The following is a 20,320-nucleotide window of genomic DNA, read 5'->3' as shown; positions in this document are numbered from 1 at the left end:
CGGGCTCAGCTCTGGCTTCCGACCCTCAGCGCGCCGTCTTCAGTCAGGTTATACAAGAACTCCCGCGCGATCAGCGCGATAAGTTCATCGCGCCCCTCAAGCCCGAGCGACTGTGCAAATGTGTCAGGATCGTCAGGGACGAGACGGCCCAGTCGGGTTTCGAAAAACCAGACCAGCAGGCGCAGCCTGTCCGGCGATGCCTGCGCGCCATTTTCGGCAATGGTCTGGACCTTGGCTTCGGCCCTTGCTTTCAATTCGGAATAGGCCCCGGACCAGCGCAATTCGGACAGGATATGTGCGTCCAGACCCGGTGTTCGCGCCTCGCGTGTGTCCTCGATCAGCGCAGCCTCCGCCAGCAGTGCCTCATAGGTGGTCTCGTCCAGATCGTTCGCGTCGAGCCAGTCCAGCACGGCGTCCCGACGGGACAGATTGTTGATGCGGCGATGCCGGTCCATCACGGCGCGAAGGGTGTCGCGGTCCGTGTGCGCACCGCGACGTGCGGCGTCGTCTATGGAAAGGTTGCGCAACAAGGCCCTGTCGCGTGTGGCTTCATATCTTTCGGGGTCCAATCGCAGTTCATCCAGCACGGCCTTGGGGGCGGCGGTTCCGGTTTCGCGTTCGGCTTCGATACGCCGGACGAGGCCTTGCCAGGCCAAAGTTCGTTCGACTCTTTGCCCTTTCGCCTCGTCAGTCTGGATGTCGTTCTTCAGCAACGCGGCCATGCGGTCCAGCATGGCCCGGGCGTCTTCGCCTTTCGCGTCGACCTTGCCCGAAGGCAGCCATGGGAAGAAAGCAGCAAGGCTCGGCTCGTGCAAAAGCCGAGCCGAAACCTCATCCCACGTGCGGGTCTTGTAGTGCAGCGATTTCGCCGTCGCGATTACAAGCTCGGCCGCGTCGGGCGTCAGGACCCCGGCTGCGGTGGCGCGTTCCGCCGTGGTACGGATGGACACCATCGGCTCGCTCAGGGCCATGAACCCCAGCTCGGACGGCCCGTGCAGGACCGCCACTTCGTCATCGTCGGCGATCTCGCCTTTCAGGTAGGCTTCGAATATCGCACCGACCCCGATCATGCCGAATTCGTGCAGTTCGGCGGCCCGCAAGGCCCCCATGCTGGCGCTTCCGAAAACCGGAATCCCCTGCTCCATCGCCCAAAGGATTTCCTTGTGCCAGACCGACGGGACGCCTTCGAAATAGCCGTCGACGATGCCGATGGCCGGTGGCCGCTGGCGGGCGATGCGATAAACGTCGCCCTGTGCCACGGGCGGTAGAACCTCGGCGTCCAGTGCCGCGCGAATAGCGTCGGCGTTTATCGTCGGGCCTGCAAAAATCACGGGTTTCATGCGGCACCTGCCTGCACAGCGCGCGCTCGCGGGCCCGGGATGAAATCCGGGTCGTCATGCGGTGCCTCCAGCCCCGGAATGACCGCGCGAATTACGGAAATCCCGAACTCAGGACGCGACAGGTCGACCGTCACGACCTGATCCATCCCGGCACAGGAAAGCCGCTCCAGCAACCACGACAGATCATCCTCGAAGTTGTCCGTCGTCGCGTTCGGGGCGTCCGAGAAACTGCGCGCCGGTTTGGCGCCGACGATCAGGTGACGCACGTAGCGCCCTCTGGCCGCCACGGCCTCGGTCGTGAATTCCGAGGGATCAAGGTCGTCACGTGCGCCTGAAATGTAGGTCAGCCGGGTCTGCGCCGCCTCCGTCACTGCTCGCAACAGGGCGATGGCGCGGTCCGGATGGCAGCCGTCCCCGATCCCGATATGGCCTTGAACGTGACCTGCCTCACAGATCATGCAGCGAAAGCTGGGCACGCCGACATCCGACGTCGTGTCCCACAGCCCGACATCCAAGCCAGCACCGACCAATCGATTGAGCGCGTCCCGGCACCTTGGGTCGTCGACCGATGCGGGGTCGATCCGAGTGTCTGCCTGTCCGTGATGCCAAAGCGTTGTCGCGTCCCGCTCGATCAGTTCACAGATCGCATGGCAGGTCGCCTCGGTGGTGTCATTGCCGGACGCAAGACCGTTCGTCGTGCGCGGAAACGCCCCGTGCCCGCCATGCGGCGGCTCGGTATAGTCGGTATCGACCATCTCCAGCGGAACCCAACAGGCGGCATCCCGACCAAGGTCCCGCCCTTCGACCCACAAGATTCGCCGATGCGGCTCGAACCTGGCGCCCGTGACTTTCGGCAGGCGGGAAACATCCGCAACAGCCACCTCGGACTGCAATTCGGCGAAAGATTCGCGGCGGATCGGCCGCACGATCCTTTCGGCATGCCAGGTCTCGATGGCTTCCATGACACCTGAAACCTGTGCCGCCTCCAGCGACAGCCCCTTGCCCAGCGACACGGCGACCGAGCGGGAGTTCGGCCGCGTCACCATCACCGTGGGCAATCCGATACGATCAAGTCCCGTCAGGTTGGCGATGCGCGTGATCCCCATGCGGCAAAGGTGCGGCCTGACACGCTCCATTGTTTGGGCCGGGTCGCACAGGCGATGCGTATCAAGCAGGTATTCTTTCGTCGACGACATGCGAATGGCGGTGCTTTCAGCGGTTTCAAAAAATTTCGGCAAGCAAATGCATCAAAAATCCAGTTACGGTTTCAAGACTGCGCCATCATCCCGCGCCGGTCAATGTAGCTGATGATGACCGCCCAAGGGCACCCGTACTTCGCCAGGACTCGAAAAGGTGGTATACCGGATGCAAGCCAGAGCCACCTGACGGAGCCAGCGGATGCTGTACGGTATCCCCGAACACGTTTACCACTGGATCGGATATTGCGGTGTCGCGCTTTATCTGGGGGCTTATGCCTTGCTGCAGACCGGCGTGATCCGCGGGCAGGGCTATCCTTATGTGATCCTTAATTTCCTCGCGGCGTCATTTGTCCTTGTCGGATTGACCGTCGCCTTCAACCTCGCCTCCGCGATCATTCAGATTTTCTGGATCGTCATCAGCCTCGTCGGCCTGGCGCGCATGTTGCTGCTGGATCGCATGGCCCGATTAAACGAGGAGGAAAACGCCTTGGTTGCCCGCATCTTTCCCGACTTTTCCAGGACAACCGCGCGCAAGTTCTTTGACCACGGCATCTGGCTCGACGCTGAACCGGGCATCAGAATCACCCAGGAAAACGAACCTGTCACGCACCTGACCTACCTCGCTAAAGGCTCGGCCGATGTATTTTCATCGTCGGAAAGGATCGGCACGGTCGTGGGCGGGCTCGTCGGCGAAATGAACGTCATGCAAAAGGGAGCCGCCTCCGCGACCGTGCGCACGGCAGAGCCAAGCCGGCTGTTCATGATATCGTCCGAGGCGCTCTCGGAGCTGGCAAAGGCCGACGTCGAATTCCGGCGCGCGCTGGATAGCGGCATGCACCTTGATACCCGCAGCAAGCTGATTGCAGCCAACAAGGCCCTGACACGACAAAAGGCAGCGGCAGAGTGACCGAGAGCGGGATTCTGATTTTTCTCGTCCTGATACAGGTCAAACACTATTTCGCGGATTTTCGATGGCAGACGGGTGAAATGCTCGCCCACAAGGGGGAGTTCCTGCACCCCGCTGGAATGGCGCATGCGGGTCTTCACGGTTTGCTCAGTTTGCCTGTCATGACGCTTGCGGGTCTTGGCGGGCCGGGTCTGATCGTCGCACTGGCATTGGCCGAGGTTTTCGTGCATAACGTCATCGACTGGAAAAAGGCCAACCTGCAGAACGGAAAGGCTGACCTTGACGAGGCCGGGTTCTGGCGGCTGGTCGGCCTTGATCAAGCGGCGCATCAGCTGACCTACGTGGCGATTCTTGCGGTCGGTCTGCTGTAATTGGTTTCACCGTGTCGAACACGCGCACGTTGACGGAGCATTGGATGAACATCGCGGACAAGCAGAAGCGCAAATACCTCAGCTCCTGCCCGCTGTTCTTGGACCTGAAGAAAGACGTGGCCAAACGGATCTCGGCGCGGGCCCACGGCGTGTTTCTTCCGCGCGGGAAGGTTCTGTTTCACGAGGGCGATCCGTCTGACGGCCTTTATGTCCTGTGTAGCGGTCTGGTCCGGGTAAGCATCGTCAATTCGGACGGCGACGTTTTGACCCTCGCGGTGCCGGAACATGGCGCGCCCTTGGGCGAGATGACCCTGGTCAGCCCCGATCCCAGGTCGGCCACGGTGACCGCGCTGGAGGACTCCAGCCTACTTCACCTTGATACAGGAACCATGGTCGCGCTCCTGTCCGACGAACCGGCGCTTGCGGCGCACGTGATCCGTTTTCTGTCCCAGCGGCTGCGCGAGTCGAACGCGACCCTTCAGAACTTCGCGTTCGAGAATCTCTCGCAACGGCTGATGCAGAAGCTTGCGGAACTTGGATTGAAGCACGGCTCGCTCAACAAAGAGGTGCTGGACCTCGGCCGGAAGTATTCTCAGAGCGCGTTGGCCGAGATGCTCGGCGTCACGCGCGAAGCGATCAACAAACAGCTGAAGCTTTTGCAGGACGAGGGCAAGATCTCCATGCGCGACGGCATTATTCAGGTCGCTTCACCTGCGGATATCGTCAAGAACATTCCCAGCCGTTGACGCCTGCTTGCCTGTTTGGAGCCTTGCACCGACTGGGACATTTCCATGCCGCTGGCCTCGCCGATTTACGCAATAAAATTGTTTCAAACCGTGCGGTTTAAGACAAAATCGAAAACGTGTGATCCCGTTCACAGTCCGACACCCGGGTTTGGTTAATACTGGTTAACAGGAGGACAGAACTTGCCTCTGGGATTTCTGGTAGCAGCCTTGGGCATAAGCCAACTGTGATCCAGGCTAGGGCGGTCAAGGCCGTCTGGGCAAACCAGGGGAAGGCAGTGAGTGGTCTGTGAGATCTGTTCTCTCGGGTTGGCAAGATACTAGCCAGCCGAGTTCTTGATAGGAAACATCTATTTCGATGACCAAATCTCCCGGGACGGGCTGGCTGCTGTGTCAAAGCAGTATGCGGCTCGGACCCGGGTTTTTGCTTTCAATCCTCGAAACGGCTGTGAGATGAAGAAGTACTTCTGGAACGGCCACATCCTTCGCGTCACCGCGCCCACAGACGGCATCGCCTCGGAACGCGCCTTGTATTTGAGAGATACGCGCTCCAAGGCGTGACGCCCATACTGGCCGACATTTGCTCCGCCGGACTGACAGGCTTTAACGCAGCCGTTGACATGTCTGCCGCACTTGCCGGTAAAGGGGCCGATCAGAAGATAAAGTCGCTGGCATCCAGATCGCTGAGGGACACGTTTTCGAGGATGATCAGATTGCCGTTTCCGGTGTTGATCTCGACATTGGCGCCCGCTTGCGTGGCCGCGCCGCTTGTGGCCGAACCGAGGTTCAGATCCGCCAGCGACGCGATCGAGGTGACCGCCTGAAGGTCGATCTTTTCCAGAGCGTTGAGTGCGTCGAAGTCGCCGACCGTATCCACCCCATGGCCGTCCTGGAACACAAACGTGTCGGCGTTGAAGTCTCCGAACATCAGGTCGTTGCCCGCACCGCCGTTGATGGTGTCGAAACCGGCATTCGCGCCAATGCGATCGTCGCCGCCGCCCGCCTCGATCAGGTCATCGCCGGCCTGGCCGTAGAAGGTAGTGCCGTCGTTGCCGCCGCGCATCGTGTCGTTGCCCGAGCCGCCGAACTGACTGCCGACGCCTTCGTAGTCTTCCAGCAGGTCGTCCCCGGCGCCGCCGAAGAGCCGGTCAAAGCCGCCTTCGCCGTTCAACGTGTCGTTGCCATCTTCGCCGTAGAGGTTGTCGGCGTGCGCACCGCCATGGATTTCGTCGTCGCCGGTGCCGCCCCGCAGCAGGTCAAAGCCGACGCCGCCGAAGATCGTGTCGTTGCCCGCGCCGCCTTCGACGCCGTCAACAGACGCTCCGACGTTGGCGCCTGCGTCGATCCAGTCGTGGCCGTCCCCGCCAAAGAGACGGTCCGCGCCCGACCCGCCAAGCAGCGTGTCGTTGCCCGCGTCGCCGTAGATCTGATCTGGGCCGTCGCCTCCATCAAGGTAGTCTTGGCCGTTGCCGCCGCTCAGGAAGTCGGCCTGGCCTTCGCCAAGAAGCGTATCGTTGCCGTCGCCGCCGAGTATCGAGTCGAACCCGGTGCCGCCCAGCAGGCTGTCGTCGCCGCCGTTGCCGTTGAGCGTGTCATTGCCGTCTTCACCCAGCAGAACCTCGTTGCCGTCATTGCCGTTGAGGGTATTATTGCCATCGTCTCCCCGCAGAACGTCGGTGCCTGCGCCGCCGTCGACTCCCATCTCGTTGCCGATCGCCGCGACGATGTCGGCGTAGTTCGCGCGCACCAGCGGGTGCACATCCGCAGGGATGTCGAAATCAGCCGGTGGCAGCGAACCAAACGTGTCGACGTAGGTTACCAGGCTGGCCAGGAAATATTTGGTCGGCGTTCCGTGCGGGGCGTCATCCTCGTAAAGGTCAGTGGCCGACAACTGGTTGAGGGGACTTTGCGTCAACAGCGTAGACAAAACTCTGGCAACCGGGATCATCCTGATTTCGACATCTGGCCGAGCGGCCTGCAAAGCGTCCATATACTCTGTGTACCAGTCGTCATACTCTCCCAGGTTGTAAGCGTAGTAGTTGGCCAGCTCCTGCGCAGAGGGCGGAAAAGATCCGGAAACGAACGGTCCCATGTCGGCCCATCCCTGGTAGATCAGGATCTCGACTCCCGGTTCAGCCGCGGTGACGTAGTCGATGATCTCCAAAGTGGCGTTGGCAGGTGTGTTGTTGCCATCCCAGTAAGACTCTGTCGGTCCGCGCCACTGGATATAATTCAGCGGGTTGATTTGAACCGACGTGAAATCCGCATCAGCGAAACTGACACCGCTGTCATCGTTCCAGGCGCTCGACACGCCGTCAAAAGCCCAGTTTGCTTCAGGCCCGATATCCTGGAAATCGCGCAAGGCCGTATAGGTGCCGGCCATCGCGTAGGTGTTGCCATCCTGCTGGGCAAGCCGCGCAAGCCAGTAGGGAATAGAGGTCAGATCCGAACCTTGGCCCAATTCGTGGTTCACAAGGCTGTTGCCAACCACGTAGCTGCGTACATCCGACACGGGCGTCGGAGCAGGTTCTTCCGGCGCCAGACCCGCGGTGACGCCAACCGTGACGCTCGCGGTGGATTGGGCGCCGCTCGGATCGGCTATGGTATAGGTGAACGTATCGCTACCGTTGAAACCTTCGTTAGGAGTGTACCGGACCTGACCATTCTCAACCACGACCTGACCGTTTGCGGCGGATCCAAGACTATGGATGACGAGCGCGTCGCCGTCGGGATCGCTGTCATCGGCCAGCACATTGATCAAGACGCTGTAGCCCTCGAGCACCGCGGCAGCATCGTCCCGCGCTGTCGGAGCATTGTTGGCCGGCGGTTCGACGGGGCTCACAGGGTCGACCGGGTCGACGGGCTCCACCGGGTCTGTGGGCAATGTGGAAAGCATTTGGCTGAGCGACAAAACATCGCCGTTCTCAAAGACGAACTCCTCGACATTGATCACGTATTTCCGACCATTGGCTCCGGAAATTACATGCCCCTCGCCCGACGCCGTGATGGAGTAATTTTCGGGCGCGCCGCGCAGCAGCAAGGTGTCCTGACCGTCTCCACCGTTGACGCCGTCATCGCCGTCTCCGACCATAAAGGCATCTTCACCTGCACCGCCGGCAAAGAAATCTTCCGCATCCGTGCCAACCATGATGTCGTCACCCGATGTCCCGGTTTCCGTGACACCCTGAAGATAGGCTGCGTTTGGGTCGGCACCCCACCAGTTCGAAGCATTCTGCATTTGGTCAAAGATATAGTCTGCGCGCGGATTGGTGTCGTCGAGACTGTCGAGAAGACCCCACGAGCCCCATTGCGACGCTGGCGACACATCGACGAATTGCATGAAGGCCCCGTCCGAAACCTCGGTCCATCCATCCCACAACTGCTGGTAAAGCGCCGCCATTTCCGGACCGCGCACATAGTCGGTGAAGAATTCTGTCAGGATCTGGGTCTGCTGTTGTGTCAGGCCGTCCACGGCAAAACTGTGGTGAACATGCTGCCCGCCTTCATAGCTGACAAGCCCCAGCCCGTAGTCCTCAGCGATCGATTCCATCTCACGCAGCGAAGAAATCACGTTGGGAATCGACGTATCGCGAAGATAGTCGGTAAGCCATTCGGTTGCATCGACGCCGGGGTTCTGAATGGCATTGACCAACTGTGTGCGCAATGAGTCGTCTACCACGACATCGACACCAAAGTAGGTCGTGCCTGCAAGCTCTTCGAACACGGTCGACGGCTCGACAAAGCCTGCGGGATCATTCGCCCTCCAACCATCGCCCGACAGGATTTGATCTGCCAGCCAGGGATTGTCACCCTGGACGCCAAGTACGTTCACGAGCTGTGGTGCGTCGGAATTTTCCGCAAATACGTCTTCCCAAATCAGGCCGACCTCGGTCGCGCGCTTAATATGGTAGTTCTGATAACCGAGATAGGACGTGTCGCCCCATTCCGCCGCGGCCTGGTCACGCAGCCAAGCGGTTTGCTGAAAGGCCCAGTTCCATGTCTCGTTCGAATACTCGACCCGCGCCGTCAATTCAGGATCAAGATTGTCCCGCACATATTCGGCAAAGCGCCGCACATACTCGTCATCGGCCAAGTGCGGCATGTTGAACCAAGGGTCCACTCCGGCCTCGTTCGCCAGCCGCACCATCACTTCGACGGGGGCGTCTCCGAACCAGGTGTAGTTGTCGAGTGGGGTTTGTTCGTCCCAGCTTGTCTTGTCCGAATTGTTCGTATCCATCCAGTCCATAAAGCGGAATTCACGCGAATCAGCGAAAAGCTCCAACCACTCGGGATTGAAGATCGCCCCGGCTTCGTGCAGCGGCAGCTGGTCTTCGCGGACGATCGAGATGTCGCGGATGTAGTCGCCATTGCCATTCGGGTCCGTTTCCATGATATCGATGGATAGAATGCCGCCATCGAAGTTGAATGTGATCTGGCCGTTTTCCTGGCTTATGATTTCGGCGCCGCCGACGATGATTGTGCCTTCGCCCTCGTACTGAAGAACATAGGTGCCGCTCACGTAGTCGGCCATCGAGCCGCTCATGTCCCAAGCGGACCCGACACGGTCGAGGTCATCTGGGATCGCGGTGAGCCAGCCGTTTTCGTCGAGAAATCCCCCCGCCTCAAGGTCGCTTTCGTCCCATCCGCCCCAGCGTCCAGGTTCATGCCCGATCCAGGTGCGCATCATTTTAGTGATGTCCAGGAACGGTACTTGGCCCGAATAGTCCGTAATGCCGGCCAGGCCGAAGGATACGGCTGGATCGTCATTGCCCTGAGCCGATGTGTCCGTGGCAAAAAGTTGGTTGATCGTAGCTTGGGAGATCGCCATTAAAGTGGTCCTCTAGACAATTCTTAGGCCAGGCATTTACCTAGCTTTTTCGGTGCTTTTGGGGCGAAGATGTGTTATCATTCCTTATCTTCGCCTTGGTCTCATCGCTTTTGCGGCTTGAAATCAGGACGCACACATGCTTATCGCAATTGATAGGCGCACAAATCTTTGCGCCGACGATTGCGTCTGCCTGACAGTGCATCTCTCACCGTTTACGAACTGTGAACGTTACCGTTAATTTGTCTCTATTGGTCACGAGTGGTGGCCAAACGCCTACATTAAAACTTGACCAACGTGAATCCGTCAGTTCCTGAGCGGCGTGAAATCGCTCAATCGCCGTTGCAGCGGAAGCACAAACCCGCCTTCTTACCTGCGTTGAGCTTCACGTCAACCAACTGCGAATCACGACTCTCGAAACTGACGATCGCTTTGAGCCCGGCGCTTCAGCGCGGGTTAGATTGTTGGGATAAAACGAAAATCGTCAGGGTATTTCGCTGACAGAAGTGTCGTTGCCGGACATCTGACGCCAACTTTCTGACGGACGCCGGATAATATGTGCCACGCGCAGGCAGAACTGACCGCGAGCAACAGAATGCTCAAAAATGAGTCATGTGATGCCAGCTTGCAGCGTCCGCACACAAAAACAGATGAGAGGCGCACCGAACACATCGGGACTCTCGCCCAATTTCACGGTGTCCTCACGCAAACTTTGAAAGCTGGGCGCGTCAAAAAGGAACCGCGCGTCCGTACCTCAGAACCCGAACTTTTGTAGGCGATGTCCCACCCTGCGATGGATGAACGGTGGCAACACGTCCTGTAGCCATTCGCGGCGCGCGATTACGCGATCGGGTTGGTCGGCGGTTCCAGGACGGGGTTTGAACAATGTCGTGTGGCCCTTGCGCGTGCTGTCCCAAGTCGCGGTGTAATAGTAAAGCGCGATCGACATGCGGGCTTCTCCGTCAGGATGGTTCACCGTTTCGGGGTTGCCGTGCCAGCTATCTGAACTCGTGTTAAAGCAACACATGCGATTGAAGACCGGAACAAACCCTTCGACCTTTTCCGTCATATCCTTGTTCCAGATCTCGAACGAGCCGCCGTACTCCTCTTTCCAGTCCTTGTTCAGGTAGATCAGGATGTTCAGCCTGCGTTCCAGGTTCATAAGCTTGTGGTGATTGAAATCGGCATGAATATCGAGATGCCCGCCATTGGCGACTCGGTGGATCCCACCACCCATGAAATACGGATCTGGGATAAGCCCGCGTATGCCAGTCAGTTCCTCGAGAAACGCAAGGACCGGGCGGGAATTGAGGGCATGGAAGAGTGCACGGGTGTAGGGTGGAAGACGCTCGGGCTGATAGCTTGTCTTGAGTTTCTCCTGCGCCCTATCAAAGCTGGTTTCCGCGTCGGGCAGTTGCGACAACTCTTCGAGCACGCGGTCGAGTATTTCAGGCGGCAGGAAATCGTCGAAGCCACCATATGGGTAGGGCACTCTGTTTTGGTAGGTTTCAGCGTGCGGCTTCGCCGCATTCCGCGCGGCATCGGTTGAGATCAAAAGGGTTTCGGGATCGAGATTAAGAATTGCCATTTCGTAATGCTCCGCTTCTAACGGACAGTCTCCAAAAAAAGTGCAGTAGCCACCTCCGAAGGGTTGCCCAAACGTTCTACTTTTTCAAGTAGTTTCTATGTATTCGCGCCCGCCATTCGATGGTTCTCGCGCCGTCGCATGGCCGGGTCCGTACAGTCATATTCTGCGGCGCGTAATTGGCGAGAGACTTAATTTGCAACTTATTTCAGCGCTTGGCCTCATGCCGGACAAGCCAGGCTTGAAAGGCCCGCGTGCGGAAGGCACTCCCCCGAAAACAGCGTGTTTCCAAGATGAGTGCGAATTTCAGCTCCGCGTACCTAGTTGCGCGAGGTGCTCAGTTGTGTCGTGCTGCAAACTCTCGCAGAATGATCGCACCCGCCCGAGAGGCCGCAGAACGACCGCATGCCTAACCTTGTCGCCTACATCGTCCTTTTCACCTTTCCTTTGGTGGTGGTGATCCTTTTCAAACGATTGCCGCTCCAGCATGCACTCGTTTGGTCTATCATCGCGGGGTATCTCTTGCTGCCACTGCGGGCGGGGTTCGATCTTCCCGGCCTTCCGCCTGTCGACAAGACGCTGATCCCGGCAGGTTGCGCAAGCTTGATGTGCCTCATCGCGTCGCGTGCGGAACCGCATCCTTTCAAGATCGTGCGAGGGCAGACCATGTTCTTAGGGCTCATTGCTTTGCTGACGATCGGCCCGATCATCACGGCCCTGCAAAACGGAGAGCAGATCATCATCGGCGGAACATACTTGCCACCCCTTCGGCTCTATGATTCCGCTTCGATGACCCTAGGCATGCTTGTCATGATCCTGCCTTTCCTGCTGGGACGTCGGTATCTGGGCACGGAAGAACGCCAGAGGATTCTGCTGCGAGTCATTGTGTTTTCGATGCTGGCCTATTCGCCGCTGATTCTATTCGAATCGCGCATGAGCCCGCAGCTCAATCAGATGATCTATGGGTTTTTCCCACATATTTTCGAGGTACATGTCCGAGGAGATGGCTACAGGCCGCTGGTGTTCTTGAATAATGGTCTCTGGCTGGCGATCGCCGTAGCAACCGCATTTGTGTCGAGCCTCGCAATGATGCGGCTCGGTGCGAACGGCAGGGCGCGCACCAAGTGGATGATGGCTGCCTTGTATCTCTTTTTCGTCCTACTTTTGTGTCGCTCGCTTGGACCGCTCAGCCTCAGCCTACTGGCCGCCCCGCTCATATTAGTGTTGGGTCCGCGCTTGCAGCTTCTCATCGCTGCCATCCTCGCGGCAACGGTGCTTCTATATCCTGTCCTGCGCGGGTCCGGATTGGTGCCAACAGAGTACGTCTATCAGCTCGCCCTGTCGATAAGCGAGGAGCGCGCGCACTCGCTTGATTTCCGCTTAGAGAATGAAGACTTGCTTCTCGAGAAAGCAGAGCAGAAACCTCTGGGAGGCTGGGGCAGCTGGGGTCGAAACTTCGTTTACGACGACGAGGGACGGAACATCTCCACGACTGACGGCTACTGGATTATCGTCATTGGTGCGTATGGCTGGATCGGGTATCTGGCACAATTCGGCTTGCTGACTGTGCCGATGATATTACTGGGCTTAGCCCGCAACCGGCTGAGCCTCGGTCTCGTCTCCTCTTGCCTTGGCGTTGTTATGTCGATCAACCTGATCGACCAGATTCCCAATGCCACGGTCAGTCCGATCGTCTGGCTGATCGCCGGTTCCATGATGGGGCTGTATCAGACCGCTCCGCTGCGCGGTACCGCCACTCAGAAGGCTCCCGAGTCTGCGCCGGCCACGGATCCAGCCCCACCACCAAAGCTTGCATACCGCCGAGAGTTCACCAAACCATCCCGACGACACGTTTCATCATCGAACAAGACCACACGGTTTGAAAACCGGCATTGACATGACCTTCATGCACTGCCTCTGCCGCAGAAAGTGATCGGCAATATCAAGACCTTCAGCCGCCAGTCAGAACGCGCATAGTTAGTCATGGAGTCGGTGCCAAGACGCAGCAGCTTGGTCGCTCAGCCTCCAAGGGCTGCGACTATTTCGGCATAATTTGACCGTACAAGTGGATGCACGCTTGGCGGCACGGCAAAATCTGTGGGAGGCAGCTTGCCGTAGGTGCCGACATAGGTCACGAGGCTTGCGAGGAAGTATTTTGTCGGTGTTCCGTGCGGGGCGTCATCCTCATAGAGGTCGGTTGGCGACAACTGGTTGAGCGGGCTTTGGGTCAGCAAGGTGGAAAGGACCGATGAGACGGGGATCAATCGGATACTGACATCCGGCCGCGCGGCTTTCAGTTCGCGAACATACTCAAGATACCAGTCATGGTATTCGCCGAGATTGTAGGCATGATACTTGGCAAACTCCCGTGCCGACGGTGGAAAGTCGCCCGAAACGAACGGTCCCATATCTGCCCAGCCCTCGTAGATCAGCACCTCGATCCCCGGTTCCGCCGCCGTCACAACGTCGATCACCTCAAGAGCGGCGCCAACTGGCGTTCCGTTGTCGTCCCAGTAAGGCTCGGTCGGTCCGCGCCACTGGACATAGTTGAGCGGATTGATCTGGACCGAGGTAAAATCTGCATCGGCAAAGCTGACGCGGCCATCAGCATTCCAGGCATTGGTCACGCCGTCAAAGGCCCAGTTTGCTTCCGGCCCGATATCCTGGAAATCGCGCAAGGCCGTATAGGTGCCGGCCATCGCATAGGTGTTGCCATCCTGCCGGGCAAGCCGCGCAAGCCAGTAGGGGACAGAAGTCAGGTCCGAACCCCGGCCCGCTTCGTGGTTCACTAGGCTGTTGCCGATTATGAAGCTGCGCACATGCGTCTTTGGCGTGGTACTGCGTGATAGCAAGTTCGCCAAGACGACATCGTTGGAGCGCGCGCGGCTCTCCGCTGTAGGGTGCAAAAGATCCGTAAAATAGCCGACCCCTAGAACGGAACTTCCGAACGCTATCATTAGCACAAGAATGACTTTCATCAAATCTTTCCTTACAGATCTGCCAGCGTAGTCGCCGCAGAAATATGAATTGCCTCACAAAACGCTATACCGGCCGAACTGGTTCTGTCCAGTTCGACGAGGTTGTCTTGAAGCCAAGTTCCCGAGCTATGAATGCGAGCTGGTTCCGTTGTGATCGGATCTTTAGTTTTCGATCCGCACGCGAGCGTTATCTTTGGAAAGGATTGAACGGGTTCATATGTCAGTGCCGGTCGTCAGATTATTTGGAATAGGTTGGTCTGACAGTGGTAAGCGAAGGTCCTGGCTCTATTGTGGTTTAGGCTACGCAGCCGTCAGGCGATGAAGCAAGCGCCGCTTCTCGATAGCCTTCTGTTTGATCTCCTTTCGTCGTCTGAGGGTGGTGTCAGCCCTGCAGTTGTAGACGTGGGCGGGGGTCAGGTTCCCGAGGCTTTCGTGGTAGCGCCGGTGTTTGTAGTGTTCGACAAAGCCGCGTGTGGCCTCCTCGAGCCCGTCGGTGAATAGTCGTTTTAGAGCAGGATTCCGTTCTTCAGGATCAGGTGCCAAAGCTCGATCGTGCTTTGTGTCTGGTTCTGGGGATGGTTCGGTGCGCTGCGGACGTGATCCATGCCCTGCTTTTCGAGCTATCTCACGCGTCGTCGTCCCCATTCACTGCCGGGTAGTTGATTGCGCAGCAATCAATGAGAGGGGCCGAGCATGCTTTTTTGAGCAATCGGTTTTTCGAGAATCAGGTCGGCGACCGCCTCCTTTAGCGCCGCCGACTCCGAGTGCAACTTCTTCACCTCCGGCGCTGTGGCCTGGCGAGTTGTATCGCCAGCGCTCTGTTTCTTGCCCATCTCGAGGAACTCCTTACCAACTGTAGCAAAGGGTCGTGGCAAACCCTTCACGACGACAGAGTGCTGCGATACTGATTTCGCCGCGCAGACCTTGCAGCACGATGCGGACAGTCTCCTCGGCGCTGACAGAGCTGTTACGATCATCGGAATTTCTTTCATCATCCTATTTCGTGCTAGCAAACCCAGGGCGCTATCCTGATTTTTTCGCCCGTCTGCAAAGGCTATTTTGCCGGGCGTTTTATTTCCAACTCGAATTTCAGCTCGCCCTTAGCCCCGGCCGCAGCTATGAAATAAACGGCAAGAACGGGTACAGTAGCGCAATGCCGACTGGCCCCAAGGGCAACATCCACGGCAGTAGAAATAGCTTAATAGAGACCGGGGTCAGTTCGACCTCGGCTTTTCGCCCCAAGTGGGGCGCACAGGCGATCACTGCCAGCACAGACACAAATAGTACATGCGTCCAGCGACCGTAATCTACCCCTAGCGCAAACAGGGCCAGCACAGCGAATGGCGCAGCGAACAGCAGGTCCGGCGCCTGCGCGTTGGCCTTGTAGTGTCGCCGCAAGAAAACGAGTGCGGCAAAAGTCAGATAGAGTGTAATGATATAGTGCAGTGGGCCAAAGCCTCTTGCCGGTTCCAGCAGGTTTCGGCTCCAGACCCCGGCCGCGATATTCGCGTTTTCTGGCAGGGCCGGCGCTAGATCTGCGCCTGCAGTACCCCAAAGCGCTAGTGCCGATGCACAAAGGACGGCCGGGACTCCAATCACCAGCACCGACGCGACCGATTTCGTGGACGCATGTGCAAAGGCTACTACGACAGGCAAGGCATAGAATAGTGCGGCTTCGTGGACCAAAAGCATCGCGACCGAAAGAATGGCCGCTCCCAGCACCTGCCCCAGTACGACGAGCCTCATAGCGGCCACAAAAAGCAGGAAATTCACATGGTCTAGCCGCCCGGCATCGTAGCCTAGCTGTACGAAGCCCACAGGCGCGATCAGGCAAATCAGGGCAATGAGGCGCTTGTTGGGATTGGTAATGTGCGGGCGCAAGAAAATCCGCGCAACTAGAACGGCCAACACCAGCGCGATTGCGGCATCGGCGCCTAAAAGGATCGCATATTCGGCAAGACCGCCATCCGGAAAAACTGAGAAAATTGGCAACAGAATCGTGCCAACCAGCGCGCGACGCAGAAAGCCGAACTGAAAATAGTCGACATGGTAATGCGTTAGGTTCCATTCTAACGCCGGCGGCACCGCTCCCGAACGCATGTATTCCGCGAGCCACGGAGATAGCCCAAACATGTAGGCAACCATCGCCAGCACGACGAAGGCCTGCGGGCTCAACCTGCTTAAATCTGATCCACTCAATGCGATCCTCCTCCATTCTTTCTGCCGGACGGCGCTTTTGAAAAGCCTGTTCGCTTCCAAAAACTCCTTGGCGCGCGCCGACCGATCCCGTGTGCCGAGGGTCAATGGGCGACGATCAGATGTTCATCTTCTTAAAGATCGGCTCCGGTATGGCGTTTATTATGGTCATCACTATCCTCCAGATTGCGCGTACATAGATCACGTTGCGGCCCCTGCGCAGCCCCTCATAGATCGCGTCGGCGACCTCTTCGGGCTCGGCCGTCAGTTTTTCCGGAAGGTCCATGCCGTGCGTCATCTTCGTGTTCACGAAGCCTGGCAGCACCGTCATAACATGAATACCGCGCCGAGCCATTCGGTTGCGCAGACCGGAAAGATACGCATTGAATCCAGCCTTGGCTGAGCCATAGACATAGTTTTTTGCCCTTCCCCGGTTGCCTGCGACGGAACTGATCCCGACGATCTTGCCAGAGCCGCGACGATCGAAACGATTGGCCAGTGCTTCGAGGATAAGCGCTGGCCCTTCGTATGTACTGCGCACGACAAGGCTTGCAGCCTCAATGTCTTTCTCGTTCTCGATCTGGTCGCCCATTAGTCCGATGGCGCAGACCACCAAATCGGGCAACTCAGGCAACGCGTCTAGGAACCTGTCATAGCTCTGCCTATCGAGCACGTCGAAATCATGCAGGCTGACTGACACATTGTAGCGCAACTGGAGGTCCGCCCGGGCCGGTTCAAGCGCCGCGCTGTTGCGGGCGGCAAGTTGGATGTCATAGCCTGCTTTAGCGAACCGATGTGCCGTGGCTAGCCCAATGTCCGATCTCGCGCCGAGCAGCAGCAGCGTTCCCATGGTCATATGACGAGCCTTTGCGATTGTTTTGATTGGAATGTTTCCGCTGCCCCGCTGTTCTGGCGCAACTGCCGGAACTGTGCGGCGCGTGCATCCGACTGATGCATAATCTCGGCGCTCATACGGCCATCCTTGGCCAAATAGAACCGGCCGTGATGCGCAAGAGTGATCTCATCGAGCGTTTCTAACAATGACAGCATGCGCGCCGTAGCTGGAAAATCCAGCGCGAGAGTGTAGCCTTCCATCGGAAACGAAAAGGCACCGTTTTGCGGCCCGAGGCGTTTTAGCACGGCAAGAAACGATCCCGCACCCGTGCGAGAGGTTTCATTGAGGATGGCTTGCAAACCATCGCGCGCAGTTTCGAGCGGCAGAACACATTGGAATTGCATAAACCCCCGCCGGCCGTAGATCCGGTTCCAGCCGAGGATGGTATCCAACGGGTAGAAGTAGCTATCGTAATCGATAAAGGATACTTCTCGCTTACGCCGAGCATTCCAGTAGAAAACCGCGTTGAACGCCTTCACCAAACCGCTGCTGAGAAGGCTGAAGGGTGGGGTTACCGGCATACTACGCTGAGTCTTCACGGGGATCTCATAAGGATAGCGCGCCGCGTCATCTGACAGTTCCTCCGGCAATGCATGTTCCCCGAGCATTAGGACCGACCGCCCCAGATCAGAGCCGGAACGCAGACAATCAATCCAGGCCACCGAATAGGAAGCCGACTCCGCTTCGTGAAAGGCGGCGAGGGTTGCATCTAGATCCGGCAGCACCCAAGATGTCTGCCGGATCCAAGCCGAAGGAACGGGCCGCAGGCGGATGCCAGCGCGCAGGATCACGCCAGTTAGGCCCAGACCGCCGACCGTCCAGTCAAAAAGCTCGGTGTTTTGTTCCCGGTTGCAGCGACGCACATTGCCTTGAGCGTCCATGACGTCCAGCCAATCGATGAAATTGCGAAAGCTGCCTTCTACGTGGTGGTTCTTGCCATGTACATCCGCCGCAATCATTCCGCCAAGGGTCACAAATTTCGTTCCCGGCGTGACAGCCGGAAACCAGCCATGCGGCAAGAATGCGGTGATGATGTCCTGTAGCAAAACGCCAGACTCGGCTACCAAACGACCGCTCGACCGATCAAAATCAACCATGCGGTTGAGCCTGCGCATCGCCAAGGTATGCCGCAAACCTATGGCGCTGTCTCCATAGGCGCGACCATTGCCGCGTGCGATTACTGCTCCCCTCTTGAGCGCCACCGCCAACTCTTCGCTCGATGATGGAGAAAGGAGCGGACCGCGATACTTCGGATAGCGTCCCCAGCCCGACAACTCCCTCACGGCGTAGTCGCCTTCCTGTCATCGAGGAACACGAATTCGCGGTCGAGGAAATACTTGACCGTGTAGCCCACTGCTAAGCCTAGGACAGCGCCCAACTCGCGCATCGTGTTCGTACCCCAGATCAGCCAGAACGCGGTCTCGGTTCCCCAGAATATCGCCGTCGTCGCGATGCCTGTGATGGTGTAGAGTGTGAATGTCCGGCCATGTGCCTTCAACCCGGTGCTGACGTCGACAAAAATCCAACGCTTGTCCAGCAAATACTTAACCACCAGGCCTACCAGTGTGCCGCAGAAAAGCGCCGCCGCGAAACCGGTCGCGTCACTGCTCCCAGAAAGGATAAGTCTTTGTACACCAAGGTTTGAAGCCGTAGAAATGACGGCAAAAAGCGTATACAAAACGAGGATGCGATTAACACTCATGGCCAAGAGGCTGCGGCGGCGATCGCGAAGGTCAGCAGAAGACAGGCTTGGCTGACCCGGTCATACGCGGCGAATACGATCGGGTCCTCGTTCATCTGACCGCGATGCGCGATCAAAACCACACGGGAGATCCAGTATAGAAAAACCCCGCATATTAGGCTCAGCAACTCGGGTCGGACATAAAGAGTCTTGACGTTAGACGACTGGATATACAGCGCCAGCACAAGCACCGAAACATAGCCCGAGGCCACCGCCATCATGACCAGAACCGGCAGATCGTCAACAACATAGCCTCGACCCGCCGCCTTGAGCTTGCCTCTAGCTGCGCCTTCAGTCAGTTCTGCTTGTCGCTTCACGATCGCAAGCGAGAGGAAGAAGAAGACCGAAAAGGCGAGCAGCCACACCGAAAGGGGGATGCCAGTGGCGACAGCGCCAGCGGCTATCCGCAACGTATAAAGCCCTGCAAGCGTACCAATATCCACGATCGCTTTGCGCTTCAGCCAGACGGAATAGGCGGTAGTGAGAACGATATACAGCAGCATAACGGCCACGAAATCGCCACCAAGAAGCAGCGCCAGCACAAGACCAACCGCCATCAGCCCGGCGATCATGTATGTTGCCTGCGCAATCGGGATCACCCCGGCCGCGAAAGGCCGCCGACACTTGGTTGGATGCGATCGGTCCGACCGAAGATCTAGAAGATCATTGAGAACGTAGACGCTCGACGCCACGAATGAAAAAACCACAAAGGCCGTGAGGCTTTGAAGGAAGGTGACACCGTCAAATTGGTGCGCACCGAGCATCGGCAAAAAAACGAGACAGTTCTTCAACCATTGGTGGACCCGGATAGCCCTGAGATAGTCGCGCGGCCCGGGCCGTTGGTTGGCGAGATGCTCTGTCTCGATACCAAGCCTTTCGACCTGCCGCCTAACCGCTCCGGGAAGATTGATCGTTACCGCTTTTCCGGCCTCCGCCCAGACCGGCAGATCCGCGTTGGAGTCACCTATGTATGTAAAGCTGCGCTCCCCGAACCGCGACTTCAAAAATATCGCTTTCTCGCCCCCCTTGAGGTTTCTCGACCCGTTCGAGCCATGAACCTCGTCGAAAATGCCCAGATGCTCGGCGATCTTGCTGGCGATGTTTTCATTGGTGGCGGTAACGAGAACGACCGTTCCGCCTTTTGCTCGCCAAGCTTCGACATAGTCGATGACCCTCTGCTCATAGGGCAGCGTTGTCACGTCCAAGTCCATTAGGGCCGCGAGATCTTGTTTGAGCGCCGCCTTACCCCTTCGAAGCGCTGCCGTCGCCTTTATCGGCGCCCTCCAGTCCCGGCTCGTCGCGGACCAGAAGCTCTCAAATAGCATGTCTGATCTCAACAACGTCCCATCAAGGTCGACCGCCAGTACGCTCCCGGCTTTCAAATTCTTGATCTCCGCAAATTCTCAAAATCTTTATTGCAAGTAGGCTTAGCGACAAAACAATTCTGCCGCAATGAGATTTTGCCGCGTTGAACTGATGCCCGAAAATACCGATTACATTGATATAACTTGGAGTGCCCCCACTGAAGTGGTCCACCAAC

General features: G+C 58.0%; 15 protein-coding genes and 1 pseudogene. 4 read left to right on the top strand and 12 right to left on the bottom strand.

What is annotated here, in order from left to right:
- Positions 1-5: 5 nt before the first annotated feature.
- Together XM53_RS10270 and XM53_RS10265 are read right to left on the bottom strand one after the other, a co-directional pair.
- A complete protein-coding gene (locus tag XM53_RS10270; RefSeq protein ID WP_057792977.1) occupies positions 6-1,340 on the bottom strand; it encodes a TfuA-like protein in 1,335 nt (444 codons plus the stop codon).
- Positions 1,337-2,536 (bottom strand): YcaO-like family protein, encoded by a 1,200-nt coding sequence (locus XM53_RS10265; protein ID WP_057792975.1) that lies wholly within the window; start codon positions 2,534-2,536, stop codon positions 1,337-1,339. The genes XM53_RS10270 and XM53_RS10265 overlap by 4 nt, the downstream gene beginning before the upstream one ends.
- A gap of 202 nt (positions 2,537-2,738) precedes the next feature.
- On the opposite strand from XM53_RS10265, the gene XM53_RS10260 reads away from it, so the two are divergent.
- From XM53_RS10260 to XM53_RS10250, 3 genes are read left to right on the top strand one after another with little or no spacing between them, the layout of a single operon-like run.
- Complete coding sequence (locus XM53_RS10260) at positions 2,739-3,446, top strand: cyclic nucleotide-binding domain-containing protein (protein ID WP_057792973.1); 708 nt, start codon at positions 2,739-2,741, stop codon at positions 3,444-3,446.
- A complete protein-coding gene (locus XM53_RS10255) occupies positions 3,443-3,817 on the top strand; it encodes a DUF3307 domain-containing protein (RefSeq protein ID WP_057792971.1) in 375 nt (124 codons plus the stop codon). Before XM53_RS10260 ends, XM53_RS10255 begins: the two co-directional genes overlap by 4 nt.
- Positions 3,818-3,861: 44 nt before the next feature.
- A complete protein-coding gene (locus XM53_RS10250; protein WP_057792969.1) occupies positions 3,862-4,563 on the top strand; it encodes a Crp/Fnr family transcriptional regulator in 702 nt (233 codons plus the stop codon).
- Positions 4,564-5,212: 649 nt separating this feature from the next.
- Here the strand turns inward: XM53_RS10250 and XM53_RS23050 are convergent.
- Together XM53_RS23050 and XM53_RS10235 are read right to left on the bottom strand one after the other, a co-directional pair.
- The gene (locus tag XM53_RS23050) at positions 5,213-9,388 is read right to left on the bottom strand and encodes an Ig-like domain-containing protein (RefSeq protein ID WP_057792965.1); all 4,176 of its coding nucleotides are present in this window, start codon (positions 9,386-9,388) and stop codon (positions 5,213-5,215) included.
- A gap of 751 nt (positions 9,389-10,139) precedes the next feature.
- Positions 10,140-10,973, bottom strand: a complete 834-nt coding sequence (locus XM53_RS10235) for a 2OG-Fe(II) oxygenase (protein WP_057792963.1) — start codon at positions 10,971-10,973, stop codon at positions 10,140-10,142.
- A 402-nt stretch (positions 10,974-11,375) separates the two neighbouring features.
- On the opposite strand from XM53_RS10235, the gene XM53_RS10230 reads away from it, so the two are divergent.
- Positions 11,376-12,866 (top strand): hypothetical protein, encoded by a 1,491-nt coding sequence (locus tag XM53_RS10230; protein ID WP_057792961.1) that lies wholly within the window; start codon positions 11,376-11,378, stop codon positions 12,864-12,866.
- 122 nt (positions 12,867-12,988) lie between these two features.
- On the opposite strand, the gene XM53_RS10225 is transcribed toward XM53_RS10230, so the two are convergent.
- The 8 genes and pseudogenes from XM53_RS10225 to XM53_RS23715 all read right to left on the bottom strand — a co-directional run.
- Positions 12,989-13,948, bottom strand: a complete 960-nt coding sequence (locus XM53_RS10225; protein ID WP_144435511.1) for a T9SS C-terminal target domain-containing protein — start codon at positions 13,946-13,948, stop codon at positions 12,989-12,991.
- A 697-nt stretch (positions 13,949-14,645) separates the two neighbouring features.
- A pseudogene (locus XM53_RS24045) lies at positions 14,646-14,905 on the bottom strand (IS3 family transposase); the annotation flags it as partial.
- A gap of 159 nt (positions 14,906-15,064) precedes the next feature.
- Complete coding sequence (locus tag XM53_RS10215) at positions 15,065-16,252, bottom strand: hypothetical protein (RefSeq protein ID WP_057792957.1); 1,188 nt, start codon at positions 16,250-16,252, stop codon at positions 15,065-15,067.
- 10 nt (positions 16,253-16,262) lie between these two features.
- The gene (locus XM53_RS10210) at positions 16,263-17,000 is read right to left on the bottom strand and encodes an SDR family oxidoreductase (RefSeq protein WP_057792955.1); all 738 of its coding nucleotides are present in this window, start codon (positions 16,998-17,000) and stop codon (positions 16,263-16,265) included.
- The gene (locus XM53_RS10205; protein WP_057792954.1) at positions 16,997-18,322 is read right to left on the bottom strand and encodes an FAD-binding oxidoreductase; all 1,326 of its coding nucleotides are present in this window, start codon (positions 18,320-18,322) and stop codon (positions 16,997-16,999) included. Before XM53_RS10205 ends, XM53_RS10210 begins: the two co-directional genes overlap by 4 nt.
- A complete protein-coding gene (locus XM53_RS10200) occupies positions 18,319-18,741 on the bottom strand; it encodes a GtrA family protein (RefSeq protein ID WP_057792952.1) in 423 nt (140 codons plus the stop codon). The genes XM53_RS10205 and XM53_RS10200 overlap by 4 nt, the downstream gene beginning before the upstream one ends.
- Positions 18,738-20,105 (bottom strand): UbiA family prenyltransferase, encoded by a 1,368-nt coding sequence (locus XM53_RS10195; RefSeq protein WP_236544467.1) that lies wholly within the window; start codon positions 20,103-20,105, stop codon positions 18,738-18,740. The genes XM53_RS10200 and XM53_RS10195 overlap by 4 nt, the downstream gene beginning before the upstream one ends.
- A gap of 22 nt (positions 20,106-20,127) precedes the next feature.
- The coding region (locus XM53_RS23715) for a hypothetical protein (protein ID WP_236544466.1) at positions 20,128-20,320 on the bottom strand (193 nt) is incomplete at its 5' end.

It is taken from the genome of Roseovarius atlanticus (genome assembly GCF_001441615.1).
GTDB lineage: Bacteria > Pseudomonadota > Alphaproteobacteria > Rhodobacterales > Rhodobacteraceae > Roseovarius > Roseovarius atlanticus.
This window is presented reverse-complemented; position numbering and strand designations above follow the sequence as displayed.